General features: G+C 57.9%; 6 protein-coding genes. All 6 read right to left on the bottom strand.

Annotated features, from left to right (window positions below; translation table 11 throughout):
* Positions 1-36: 36 nt before the first annotated feature.
* Positions 37-624 (bottom strand): adhesin, encoded by a 588-nt coding sequence (locus EAO82_RS13750; protein ID WP_096348121.1) that lies wholly within the window; start codon positions 622-624, stop codon positions 37-39.
* A 1-nt stretch (position 625) separates the two neighbouring features.
* Positions 626-1,036: a hypothetical protein gene (locus EAO82_RS13755; protein ID WP_096348120.1), complete on the bottom strand. Its 411-nt coding sequence runs from the start codon at positions 1,034-1,036 to the stop codon at positions 626-628.
* Positions 1,037-1,610: 574 nt separating this feature from the next.
* Positions 1,611-2,939, bottom strand: a complete 1,329-nt coding sequence (locus EAO82_RS13760; protein WP_096348119.1) for an HlyD family type I secretion periplasmic adaptor subunit — start codon at positions 2,937-2,939, stop codon at positions 1,611-1,613.
* A 9-nt stretch (positions 2,940-2,948) separates the two neighbouring features.
* Complete coding sequence (locus EAO82_RS13765; RefSeq protein ID WP_174958882.1) at positions 2,949-4,394, bottom strand: calcium-binding protein; 1,446 nt, start codon at positions 4,392-4,394, stop codon at positions 2,949-2,951.
* A gap of 569 nt (positions 4,395-4,963) precedes the next feature.
* Positions 4,964-6,712, bottom strand: a complete 1,749-nt coding sequence (locus EAO82_RS13770) for a type I secretion system permease/ATPase (RefSeq protein ID WP_096348117.1) — start codon at positions 6,710-6,712, stop codon at positions 4,964-4,966.
* A gap of 88 nt (positions 6,713-6,800) precedes the next feature.
* Entirely contained in the window at positions 6,801-13,403 is a 6,603-nt protein-coding gene (locus EAO82_RS13775; RefSeq protein ID WP_143520385.1) for a peroxidase family protein, read from the bottom strand.
* Positions 13,404-13,578: the final 175 nt, after the last annotated feature.

A 13,578-nucleotide genomic window follows, 5' to 3' on the forward strand; every position in this document is an offset into this window, starting at 1 on the left:
TAATATATCCTTGCGTTTTAGCAGGCAGTATTTGGATCAGTCCATGATCCGGATGCCGAGGTTATTAACCATGCGGTTCCCTACCCCGGCACTCTGGTTCAGCTGCACCACACCACGACTGTCGGCAAAAGCCTGATCATCAATGCTGACCTGGCGTTGGCCACTCTGAGGCGCTACTGCTCCCGAGTTGATTGATGACGGTGCGACACTCTGTGCCAGACCACTGTCATCCAGGCTTTGCGGCATCGACCCTACTTCGATGCGGAAAGCGTTAATTTGTTGAGTGCCGATTCCGGCACTCTGGTTGATCCCTAACACGCCATCTCCCTGGCTGAACGCACCTGCGCCTATCCGTACGCTGGCATCAAGCTGAACCTGCTCTTCAACAATGGTCTCGCGGATCTGTTCAACCTTGATTCGGGCCTGCGCATTATCGCCGGCAGCCAATGCCCGGACGTTGACCTGCTGCTGGCCGTCGCCGGCTGCCTGGTTGATCATCACTACGCCGTTATAGCCTTTACCACTGGATTGGATATCAGCGTTGGCGGACATTTCACCCAAAGCAGCAGCGGAACCGAGTAACGAAGCGATGGCGACAGCAACAACTAGATTGGCGGAATTCATGTCATTGCCTCTGGAGAATCTGTAAAGGCCTCAAGCCTTGCTGAATGCTGCGATTGACATTGCTGTCTATCTTGCCGAGCGACCCACCGGCATGCCCCACAGGGTTGTTTCCTGCGACGCTTGAGGGATTGCCCAGCCTTGAGGTGGCGGAATGTACACCCTGCGCCGTGGGTGACAGGAGTTGCTGGGTCATGCGCGCACCGCTGGTGACGGCAGCAAAATCACCATCGTTCAGTTCCCCGGGCACGCTGCCCATTTGCAGGTCTTCACCCACATAGGTGCTTGGTTTGGGATTGACGACCCGAGGATTAGGGTCGGGTACCAGAGGTTCGCGTGTTGCGGCGCGGGGTTGAACCTCGCGAGAGAGAAGAATGTCGCCGCCGGCTGCCAGTAACGAGGTAGGCGCAATCATAATCGCCGTCCCAAGCAAGACTGCACACCAGCTCCCTACCCGTCCTGAGTCCTTCATGTCCGTTGTCCCTGTTGCGACTGCACGGCAGCGATACTGGGATAAAGCAGATTTCATGCCGCGTTACACGATACGTTGATTAACAAGGACTTGGCTGTTTTGGGCCTATATAGCTTCTGACGACTGTGTCAGCGGGGTTACATGATGAGAGGAGAGGGATGACTACCAAGGTGCTTCTAGAGCCTTTATCACCAGCACAGAGTGTTGCATAAATGAAACATATCGTCTGGCGGCGCCTATTCAAGGCAATAACTGTCTCACCTGCGTTACATATGTCCTTGAGGTATAAAAAAAGCCCCTAAAAAGGGGCTTTTTTATTGCGAGCTTGTAAGAACGGACCGATTCGGAGGCGTGCAGGAGCTGCTAAAACGGATTATCTGCCAAGTCGCGCATAGTGGATTGCAGTCATTGATCATAATGTTCAGAACAAGTCTGAAATGCATTCATTAATCAGAAATAGCTTTTTGGCTTGTCCCCCTTGCGTCCCTGTATTTCCTCGCCCCCAAAGAGGGGCGATCTACTCTTCTCGAAACGCTCTACTGAACTGATCGGTTACAGGCTTAATAAAATACGTCATAGCGGTGCGCTCTTCGGTGGTAATAAAAACTTCGACGGGCATACCAGGTAGCAGCGTGACATTGCCGAGCTTCTGAAGCTCCTGTGCAGGGACATTGACATCCCCAAGGTAGTAGGATTCGCCTGTAGTGTCGTCGCGTGTCGTCGCTGCGGAGACATAGATGAGTTCACCTTTGAGCTCTGGGGTCGTTCTCTGGTTAAAAGCAGTGAAACGGAGCCTGACCGCCTGTCCGACCCAAAGTTGGTCGATGGATATCGGAACAAGTTTCACCTCGACCTTCAGTTTCGCATCTTCCGGAACAATTGTGACAAGCTCTTCGGCCGGCGTGATCACTCCTCCAATCGTGTGGACGTTCAGCTCATTTACGGTCCCAGAAATCGGAGCACGAATGTCCGTTCGCGCCAGCCGATCCTCGATGGCGATGTGCCGATCACGCAGTTCGGAAAATTCTGCTTCCACGGAACTTAATTCCCGCTGAGCCTCAGTACGTGCGTTCTCGTCAATTGCGATAATCTGTACGCGAATTTCACTCATGCGAGTTTTCGCTCTGGCAATGGACGCGTGAATCTCACCGCGCTCACCTGAAAGTTTTACTCTGTCACGAGCGAGCGGAACAAGGAGGGTTCGTGCGATGATGCCTTTGCTAACAAGGCCTTTGTTCGCCTCATATTCTGCCTCGACTAACTGGAATTCCTCGCCTTTTGATCGCCGCTGCGCGTCCAGCCCCTTTATCTCCTCTTTTATTTGCTCGACGCTGAGCTCGAGCTGCTGCTTCTTACTTTCGCGACTGGTGCGATTGCCGTCGAACATGCGTGTTTCGCCAAGAAAGACATCCGGAGAATCCTCTACGTTCAAATCGGACGGGAATTCGATTGCCGCAAGCCCGTCCCGCTCTGCCAGAAGCCTTGCTCTCCTGATAGCCAACTCCACGAGCTTTGAGCGCACAATTGAAAGCTCCGCCTTCGTCTGTGTGTCTTGGAGCCTCAGCAGCACGTCTCCAGCTCGGACGATGTCCCCTTCTCTGATGGCTATCTCGCTGACGATGCCGCCGTCACGATGCTGTATCGACTTCAGGTCCTGATCAACCGTCACGAACCCTTGTGCGATTACGGCCCCACTTAGTTGAGCACTCACGGCCCAGCCGCCGACTCCCACTAGCAGAAGCAGCGCTAACGCAGCGCCCACAAAAACCCGCGGACCGAGCCGAAAAGCGTTATCTGGATTCGGCGAGGGCTTGCCTGCACCGCCGGAAGAACCATTTGTGCTCATTCTGTGCTCCTAGGATAGCCACTCGAGACCATCGTCACGTTCTGTAGACCACAACAGCGTGTGTGTTCCCTGCAGCGTTATTGCCGCCGCCCATGCTTCATCAGCCTCAAAGTCCGTCTCGATCACGGTCCAATCGAGTCCCTCGTCCCGATCATGGCGATAGCGTATCGGCAAATCGTGATCGCCATTACTCTGGTAGATTCGCTCGAAACGGTCGTCCGCATCGTCGTCAGCCTTACTGAAAATATCGTATTCGGACATCCGGATACGGTCTCCTACCCCGAAGTCCAAAATCACGTGCGAAACGGCGTTCGGTCGATCCCCACCAATAATGTCGAACGCAAAAACGTCATCACCAGCGCCGCCAGTCAGAGCGACAGGTTCACTTCCGAGAATGAACAGATCATCTCCTCGGCCTCCAAGCACCTTTTCGAAGCCCGTGATGGCATCGCGTCCGATTTCTACTCCGCTGGCGACACCGTTCACCAGATCCACAACGATTCCTTCCCACGCGCTGCTGTAGTCGAGAGTGTCCGAGTCCGCGCCACCGTCGTACACGTCATCATCTGCGTCGAGCGCCGCCACGACCCGATCGCTTCCCATACCGCCGAAAACCTGATCGCGACCCGCGCCATCCATAATTACATCGTTACCATCGCCGCCGTCGATCACGTCCTGACCCGCGCCGCCGTACAACCTATCATCACCCTCGCCGCCGGCGAGGGTGTCGTCTCCTGCGTCGCCGTAAAGGAAATCTGCCCCATCGCCTCCGAATAGCAGATCGTTGCCATCTCCGCCGCTCAGGCGATCTTCGCCGGCGTTCCCAAAGATCACATCATCTCCGTCATCGCCGAATAACCGGTCGTCGCCATCTCCCCCGAAAAGATGGTCGTTTCCCGCGCCGCCGAAAATAATGTCGTTTCCGTCGCCGCCGAACACCACGTCATCACCATCTCCAGCAACGATGTGGTCGTCTCCCGCTCCTCCGGCTAGGACGTCGTCGCCGGCCCGTCCATCAATGTTGTCATCGCCATCCGCACCGTCGATCTCATCGGCACACAGGCTGCCGAGAAGCGTGTCGTTTGCCGCGGTTCCTACGATAACTGGCTGCTCGACAACGGAGAAACGGGCGACCGCATCGGTCGTCAGCTCACCGTCGGAGATCTGATAAGTGAGCGTTACGGGTCCCAGTTGACCCATGTCGCTTTGGAACACCCACCCGCCATCCACTTCCGTAAGCGTGCCAGACGACACGACCAGATTTTCGACCCAGAGGACGTCGCCATCAGGATCGTATGCCTTGCCCAGCAGATCGTCCAAAGCAATCAGGAGTGCCGTACAAGGTGCCACATCCAGCAGGTAGACTGGTCCTGATACTCGAGGAGCACGGTTTTGGTCGGACCGATCCACGCAGTCGGTATCGTCTATGTCGGGATTGAGAGGGTCGCCGTCCAACGATTCTCCGTCGTCCGTAGGATCGCCCCCGTCTGTGGGATCTGCGCCGTCAGCGGGCAAGTCGTCAACAGGCGGTGAGCCGGCTCCGGAGGAACCGCCACCACCCAGCGCAGGGTCGTCGTTGGCTAACGATGTGTCTGCAGGGCGGCCCCCGCGGTCTGGTATCTCAGCGTTGGAATTGCCGCTTGTGGGCCTGCCTGCTAAAAGTACGCCTTCGCTGTCACCTGGATAGCTCAGGGACGTTGATCGCGGAGCATCGTCGACTGAAGATGTTCCAGAGCTAGGAGGTTCGGAATCGGTCAAATCATGAGATTTGCGCGAAGAAGCCATTCCTTCAGCCATGTCCTCGGGACTGGGGGGGGCTACTGCAGCGGCGATCGGCTCCTCAGGGGTCGGTCGGGGTGCGCGCTCCGGGCCCCAAGCAAAGATTGAGGTCAGGTATGCAGTGACCCCCATCAGCAGGGCGCTGATGGCATGAGGCGTCCGAGAGGTTTCGTCGCCACTCTTCTGAACGTAGCGCTGCGAGGTATCGGTTTCCGGTGAGGCGTTCTTCGTGCCTTTAACGTTAATCATGGTTTGACCAATGCCTCCTTACTAGGTGACTTGGCTGGATGCACTTCGCGCACTTGGGACTTGCCGATGATTTCGTCTTTCAGTCCAAAGGCGGCCAACCGACCGTTCTGAACAACACCCACTAGATCGACGGCAGCCAGAGCGCTTGGTCGATGGGCGGCCACAACTGCGATGCCCCCACGCTGCCTCACCCCTTCAATTGCCGCCCTCAACGCTGCTTCACCTTCTGCGTCGAGGTTGGAATTGGGCTCGTCCAGGACAACCAGGAAAGGATTGCCGAAAAGTGCGCGCGCGAGTCCTATACGCTGCCGTTGGCCGCCTGACAGGGAGGCGCCGAGCGAACCGAGCTGCGTTTGATAGCCATTTGGTAAGCGCACGATCATCTCGTGGACGCTTGCGGCCACCGCGGCTGCCACGACTGCCCGGGGATCCGGTTTTTCCTGAAACCGCGAAATGTTCTCTTCGATCGTGCCATTAAGCAGCGCGATCTCTTGCGGCAGATAGCCGATGAGCTGACCGAGAGCTTCGTCGTGCCATTGCGAAAGTTCCGCATCATCAAGCCGCACGCTTCCACGCAGCACAGGCCAAATTCCTGTCAACGCGCGTAACAGTGTCGTCTTACCTCCACCGCTAGGACCGATGATCCCAACAGCGTGGCCGGCCTTTAGTTCAAAGCTCACCTCGCTAAGCAGGACTTGTCCGGAATCGGGAGCTGCGACGGTAATGTTCTCGACCCTAAGGGAGGAGCTCGGGCTGGGCAGTTCCATTGGCTCATCAGCTTCCGCCAGCGCCACGACCGTTTCCTTCAGCCGTGCGAACGCAGTTCGTGCAGCGACGACGCTCTTCCAGTTGCCAATCGCCAGATCGATTGGTGCGAGCGCACGCGCGGACGCGATAGAGGCGGCTATGATTGCGCCGGCGCTAAGGTCGCCCTGAATAGTGAGCACGGCACCGAGGCCCAGGACAGCTGACTGCAGAATCATCCGCAAAACGCGTGCGACCGCCCCGAGGGTGCCGCTGATATCGTTCGTTCGCGTCTGCAAGTCCAGATGATCCGCGTTGGCACGGTTGAAGCGGGCAACCGCGCGACCGGCGAAACCCATCGCTTTTAGGATTTCGGCATTGCGAGCATTGGAGTCGGCGATGGTGTTGCGGGTGATGACCGCCACCTGCATGGAGTTGCTCAGCTTGGAGGTCATCAGTTCGGTGGCAATCGCGAGCACAGCCAGAATGAGTCCCCCGAGAAAAACTAGCGCGCCAAGATAGGGATGCAACACGTAGACGAAAATCAAAAACAGGGGCATCCAGGGCAAATCCAGCAGCGCTACCGGACCCTGACTGCCAAGAAAACCGCGCACAGTATCAACGTCGCGCCCTCGCTCCAATGATTCAGCTGTCGAAAACCCGAAACGGGGCATGTCGATCGCGACTCGATGGGCTATCGGCGCAATATTTTTATCAAGCCGCGCACCGACGCGAACAAGAATCTGGGAACGGATAACGTCAAATATTCCCTGAAAGCAATACAGGCCGAGCGCCAGAATGGAGATTGCGAGTAGCGTCGAAAGACTCCCGCTGGTCAGCGCTCGGTCATAGATCTGCAGCATGTAGAAGGCACCGGTCAGTGCCAAGATGTTGATAATTCCCGACATACCAAATAGAAAGAAAAAGATTCCTCGGAAACCTTTGGTCAGCTGTTCTGCGCTCTTGCGCTTGGACGATGTGCTGGCGTCTCTTTTACGCATGCGAACTTCTCCCTGTTCCGTAAAGTAAACGGACGATCCCTGGGGACGTGCACGCCCGGCCCGCAGGGATCTTTATTGTTGTCGTTCGTTAAAGGTTGAAGTCACTCACTGTCAGTTCATGCCGACCCTTGATGCTGATTGCGAAATCGGCATCATCGTCTCCGGTCGTGTTGCCCTGAACCACGGTGTAATCCTCGCCGTCGAGCGTTTGATGACTGAACAAGAGCTGGCCGGCGCCGGTGAAGGACTCCGTCACCAAAGTGAAGCTCTGGTTCCCCTGTGCACAGCCATTCGCGTCCAAGCCACTGAGATCGATACGGTCGCCCGGCTGAAATCCCATGATGGTATCGCCGTTAGCATCGGCCGCAGACAGGAAGCGGAACGTGTCGTTGCCCGCACCACCGTCCATCACGTTGACTGCATTGCTCGCCGTGATCGTGTCGTCTCCCGATCCGGTCACGATATTCTCGACGCCCCACAGCACATCATTACCGGTCTCAGCGCTCGAGACGCTCCCGCGTCCCATGAACCCGGTACCAAGGTCCGCTGTGATAGCTGCCATAATGGCTGACATATCCAGCGTGTCGTTGCCGCCACCTCCTACCATGTCGTCGCCATAATAGGTGTCGTCACCGTCACCGGCTTCGGCCACGAACAGGTCATCGCCGTCGCCGCCGAAGACTATGTCGTCGCCAGCACCGGCATTGATGAAATCGTTGCCGTCCTCGCCAAGAATGCGGTCGTCGCCACCATCGCCGTAGAGCATGTCCGCGCCGTCGCCGCCGAGGATATCGTCGTCACCGTCATGGCCAAAGATAACGTCTCGACCATCCAAGCCCATGATGGTATCGCCACCCGCCGTACCTATCAGCGCGTCAGCGCCGTTGGTGCCGGCTATCGCAGCTACCGGGACCGGAGCAACATCGTCTTCCTCACCTTCCGACTCGTCGACGGTTTCGCACTCTTCCTCGCTATCATCGTCATCATCGGTGTCGTCCTCTCCGGGTTGCTGGACTGCGGTGGGAACCTCGAAGCTGACAGAGTGCTCCTCGTCGCCAACCCGCTGCTCGCCATCCCCTTCGAGCCATTCGGATATCTCAGCGAGCGTCGTGCCATCGGCAAGTTCGACGACATCCTGCTCCCTGAGCTCGCCCACGACCGTGTCGTGGCCGCCCTTGGTCTTGAACACCACTCGATGTGCGGAACTCAGTGCCGAGATATCCAGGACATCGTCGTCCTCTGAACCCATCACATGGATGGTGCTCATCGCCAGGCTGGTTCCGGTGAAGTCGCCGGCAATCGTAAACATATCGCCGCCTCCCTGGCCATCGATGACGATTTCCTCAATGTTGGCGAGCTCTGCCATCACTAAGCCGTTCCTGAGGATGACAATCTCGGTTCCGGCTGCAAGGCCGGTAACGCCCCGGGCCTGCGCATTGGTCCGATCGAGGATCTCGAAGGATTCGGCTACGTCGGCGCTTCCGCGGATTTCCGCGGTGTCGAATTGGTTACCGCCATCAAGGATGTCGCGCCCGCCATCAGCCTCGGTGATTAGCAGGTCATCACCGGCACTACCGAACAGAACGTCATTACCAGCACCTCCACTCAGGACGTCGTTGCCGGCGCCGCCGTTGAGGTCATCATTACCGGCGCCCCCTTCGAGAGTATCGTCACCAGCTTGCCCGAAGAGAAGATCGTCCCCATCACCGCCATCAAGGATATCGTTCCCAGCGCCGCCGCGAAGGTCGTCCACGCCACCTCCTCCAAGCAACGTATCGTCGCCCTCCTGGCCGTTGAGGAAGTCATTACCGGAACCGCCCTCGAGCCGATCGTTGCCATCTCCTCCGATCAAGCGATCGTCGCCGGCACCGCCGAGGACAAGATCATCGCCGCCAGCGGCCAGCAGATTGTCGTTGCCATCAAGGCCGATCAGAATGTCGTCCCCGTCGGTTCCATCGAGGCGGCTAGCACCAATATCGTTCCCGCTCGTGCCCGTGATGACCTGTATATCGCCATCGCCGAAGGACAAGACTTCGATGTTGCTGACCAGATCGGTGCCGTCCGACTGCCGATTCTTTCCGGTCACCGGATCAACCGCTGCGTCGTCAACGTCGACATGCGCAACGGTGAGACGGCCAGTCACATCGTCGGCCGTGATCTCGTACGCAGCACGATCTCCCCAATAGAGAGCCGAGTCAGTACCGGAATCGTCCCTCAGTATCTCGCGAACGATCTGCAGCTGCCCGGGGTTGATCTGACCCTCGACCATCCACGTCGAAAGCGGACGAGTGACCTCCACGCCGGCGATGGTGAGTGTCACCGGCCCGTCCATACTATCGACAGATGCTATCTCTTCACCGCTGCCGTCACGGTTAGCGATGATGGAGATGCGCACATTGAGCCAGGCGTCGCCGTCGATAACATCGTCGCCACCACGCCCCTCTATCGTATCGCTGCCGCCACCTCCAAGCAGAATATTGCCACCGGTGAACACCGACTTCACAGCCCCTGAGCCATCGGCCCAGTACTGTGCATCACGCATCATGTCCTGGGTGATCAGTTGGTCAAGGCCGTTAATGCGGTCGATGCCTGCCTGGTCGAGCTCGTTGTAAAGGAAATTGCCCTCCGGCGTCGGGTCAGGGATCAGAGGAGTGACATCATTTTCTTCATCACTCCTGTCGTCACCACGCAGGACGTCGTCATGCACCCAGCCTGACAGCGCCTCCACCTGGCTGAAGCGGTCGCGCAGTACCTCCAATGGCAGGGTGGTAAACACCTCTACGTTCATGTCCGCGTCGGCCCCTACATTCTGACCCTTGTGGATGACCCAGTCATGACCCCACATCCCGATGCTCTTCTGAATGCCCTCGCCGGCAAACATGATGTCATCACCAGAATCGGCGTCGTAGTCGGTATCGCCCTGGCCACCGTTGAGGACGTCGTGGCCGATGATCGTGGAGTCGAAAAACAGCTCTCCATTGTCGCCGGCAATGTAGTCGAACCGGCTTTTACCCTCGATCCAGTCGTTGCCCTCGTTGCCGAACAGGATGTCCTGGCCGTCACCGCCAAGGAGGAAGTCATCGCCCTCGCCGGCGCGAATCTCCGAGCCGTCCGGCCCGGTGATCAGGAAGTCCTGGCCGTCACCGCCAAAGATTAGCGCCATGCCGCTGCCGCCGTGGATGACGTCGTTGCCTTCGTCGCCCTTGAGCATATCGACTTCGCCTATGTCGGTGCCTGCATTGGTAATAATGTCGTCGCCAGCACCGCCATTGATCAGGTCGACGCCATAGCCGGCTTCGATGCGATCGTCGCCATCGCCGCCCCAGACAGTATCGTCGCCGCCACCGGCCACAATCACGTCATTGCCGTTGGTACCCTGGATTGCCACGTGGTCAGCGCCGTTGTAGCGGATGTACTCGGCGATATCGTCGCCGTCAGCGTCGCGGCGCTCTACCAAGCTGGTGAAGGCTCCAAGCGTTGGGTCATCATGTTCGGGATCGTTTAGGCCCGTCATCGCCAACTGCTTGACGAGGTCCATGTAGAGGACATGATCCGGTACCGAGAACTGATCTGCCGGAATGGCGAATTCCGTCTCACCAAGATCCGTATTCGCCAGCGCCATTTTGGCCAGCGAGTTGTTCTCGAGCTCGGTCAGCAAATTCAGGCCCTGGACGCGCGAAAGGTAGTAGAACCGGTCGGCGTCCTGCAGGCTCTCCATCTGCATCTCGAAGACGAAGGAGAAGGTAGAACCGAGCATGCCGCCGAAGGGCATCTTCTTCTCGGCTAGGCCACCGACCCAGAGGTCGATATTGTTCAGGCCAGTCTCCACATCGCTCCAGGTGCCTGTACCGTTGAGGAAGTCAAGTCGATCGGTGATCTCAGTCTGTTGCGTTTCATCGAGACGTATGTTGTCGACCAGGATCTGATTCGCCCCGCCGCCGGTTTGCTGGATCTCAATACTCAGCTCCTGCCCCGCCTGTGCGGCATCGATCAAGCCAGTCTCGAACGAGATGGTCGCCCAGCCGCCATCTTGGGCTGGCGCGGTCAGCGCAACGGTCGCCAACACCAGCCCACCTGCTACGAGTCGCGCCTCACCGCCAGGCCAATCCATGTTGGTACGATCACCAATATCGAGCGTAAGGCGATAGCTGGCTCCCTCTTCAAGGATCTGGCCTGTGTCCTGCGACAGCATCCCGCCAGCGCGCAGCCATGCGACATTCGTCCCTTCAATACCGTTCTGATCAACCACGCCAGCCGCTGGATCAATCAGGCCACCTTGGCCGGTAAGCGTCCAGCCAGTCGGAGCTGCCGTGGTGTAGTTTCCGTTAACATCAGTGATGACTCCCGGCTGTCCCGCCGCGAGCGAATTTGCTTCAAAGCTGGCATTCACGAGTGAAGCCGCCGTGGTTTCGGTTGGGTCCGACAGACCTACCAGTTGCATAGCTGCGTCGCGCTTCGCGGTCAGGGTATCGGCAGCCTCAATCAGCGGGTGAGTGCCGTAAGCCGCGACAAAGTTGATAATCGAGGCCGGGTTCTTTAGGTTGAGGGCGAAATCACTCCAGCTCTCGTAGGGTTTGAGCTGAGTGTCACCTCCGGCCATTTCCATGAACTGGGCGCGCGCCTCGTTCAGCGTCGGCATGCCGGTGTCACGGCCGCGGGCGATATTGATCGCCGGCAAGTCGAGCGGAATACCCAGCAGCTGGTTGCGCAGCGTGTTGGTGACGAACTCGTCGATTTCGTTGCCGACCTGGCTGGTCATGCCGCGGATAATAGCGCCAGCGGCTTCGTCATGGCTAACGGTGACGTTGCCGTTCTCGTCCTCGGCGCCGAAGGCGAGCGGATTGAGGAACGCGTCGAACAAATTCATTGAGCCGCTGCGATCTCCGTTGGCGTCGATCATATCGACGGTCTCGTTCAGCATCGAGTGTCCAAAGCGGTAGATGACATGCGCGAACTCGGCGAGGATGGCCGGGTTCATCTCTGCGTCGGGCTGGACCATGAACACGTCCACGTCCGGCTGGATCTTGCGCGCGAACTCTTCGAACACGAGGTGCTGATACTGCATCTCGGTGGAAAAACGCGCCGCCTGGAACAGCCGTTCGCCGTCCCACGAACCATCATCGAGCTTCCACTGGGCGATCCAGTCTGCGTCGTCGCTGGCCTCAATGGTCGCCTTGATGTCGTCGACCTGGCGGTTGTGCTCAGAGTGGAAGATGTGGTGGACGGCTGAGAGCCCGATATTCTCGTTTCCGCGCCCGTCGCCGGTAATGTAGTGCGCGTCGAGAAGCTCATTGTCGTATTCGGTGTTCTGGCCACGGATGTTCGTGGCGACGGTATTGCCCGCCTCGGTGTCAGCGTCAGCCACCAGCGCGCCGGTCTCGTCCGTGACCACAACCGCCGTATGAGCGATATCGTCGAGGAAAGCATGCCCTGTGCGTGCGGCCGAGACAGTCATGCCCTCCTCAATCGTGATAATGCCAGAGCTGCCCATGATCTGAGTGCCTACAGGGAGCTGGATCGCCGAAGGATTGACGGGTTGATCCAGATTGCCTTCGACATAAATAGGGTTTTGCTCCGGATCAAAGGCCGCAAGTATCTGTGGAAGGCCGTTCTCGCCGCGAATGAACTCACCATAGGGGTCAACCAGAAGATACGGCACTGCACCAACATCGGCATCAGTGAGGTCTATCCCGAGCACCTCCCTTGCCTGCTCCTTGACGTCGGCCCAGGTTGCAAGGCCGCGGGCGCCTTCGAGTAGATGGCCAGTCGCAAGTGGCTGGGAATCCGCTGTGCCGTCGCCATTGCTGTCGACGGAGAATACGTACTCGCGCAGAAAAACCTGATGCGAGGCGTTTGAAGTATAGGTCTGATTTTGATCAACCCAGGGCGTAGTGACGTTGCCAGCGGTGTCCGGGGTGATGCTCGCGCGGGTCATCGCCATGAAATTGGTATGTGGGCTGTTCGGGTTGTAAAGCGGGTCGTCCTCGCTGAGCGGCATGTATACGGTGCCGTTGTCGCCTTTCGCCACCAGATCCAGTCCATGGTCAAAGAATTGGCCGAAAAACGTGAAGAATGCGTTGTATGACGCGGACAATCCCTCATCGGGCGCGACGTTGGGCAAGAAAATGGTCAGGTCATCCATCTCGATGCCGTAGGTCTCGAAAAGATGGGCGGCGAGATCCGCCTTGTACTGGACGAGCCCAGCCTCGTTACCCTGCTCTTCCAGCGCGTCCATTGCCGGCTTGTCAGTGATCGCGTAGCCGGTGTGGATGTCCCTAACCGTCGCCAGGATATCGCCTTCGAAGCCGGCCAACTGCAGAGCAGCGTAGATTGCGGCTGGGTTGGCCAATGTCTGGTCAACAATGAGGTTGGAAATTAGCCTAGGCTCGCCATCGACCACACTGCCCTCGGCGCCGTAGTCGTTGTTGGTGGGGTATGGGGCACCGCCCATAGTGCCGCTTCCCTCGACCCAATTCGGATCGGTCAACCTCGGAAACTCCTGGCCTGAAGCCCCCCAGTTTTCCCGTCCAACCTCAAAATTGTTGTAGCTTCCGTCGACCGTGCGCAGACCCGAAGGCAGCAGCGAGCTGTCGATAAGCTCCGAAAGGGGCGTTCCCGCAGAATGCGCTTCCGCGATCTTGATCTGATCCAGGATGAATTGCAGATCATGTTGGTTCAGCTTGACAGCCATGTTCCCTCCCAGGCCCATAGGGCTCTGCATTTTGTTGAGCGAATCGTTATTTGGTACAACAGAGCATCGCCGTTACATAACGACTTCGCTTGAATAATGTTGCAACAAACTAGGACTATCTTGCAGGAGGGAATTAACGTGGGAATTTGACAGGGGCGGTAGCGCGTGCTTTACA

Origin of the sequence: Halopseudomonas pelagia (genome assembly GCF_009497895.1) — a bacterium.
Lineage (GTDB): Bacteria > Pseudomonadota > Gammaproteobacteria > Pseudomonadales > Pseudomonadaceae > Halopseudomonas > Halopseudomonas pelagia_A.

What these genes read in the sequence shown, in the direction of transcription:
- EAO82_RS13750 (WP_096348121.1), bottom strand. Translation starts at nt 624, where the DNA reads ATGAATTCCGCCAATCTAGTTGTTGCTGTCGCCATCGCTTCGTTACTC.
- EAO82_RS13755 (WP_096348120.1), bottom strand. Translation starts at nt 1,036, where the DNA reads ATGATTGCGCCTACCTCGTTACTGGCAGCCGGCGGCGACATTCTTCTC.
- EAO82_RS13760 (WP_096348119.1), bottom strand. Translation starts at nt 2,939, where the DNA reads ATGAGCACAAATGGTTCTTCCGGCGGTGCAGGCAAGCCCTCGCCGAAT.
- EAO82_RS13770 (WP_096348117.1), bottom strand. Translation starts at nt 6,712, where the DNA reads ATGCGTAAAAGAGACGCCAGCACATCGTCCAAGCGCAAGAGCGCAGAA.
- EAO82_RS13775 (WP_143520385.1), bottom strand. Translation starts at nt 13,403, where the DNA reads ATGGCTGTCAAGCTGAACCAACATGATCTGCAATTCATCCTGGATCAG.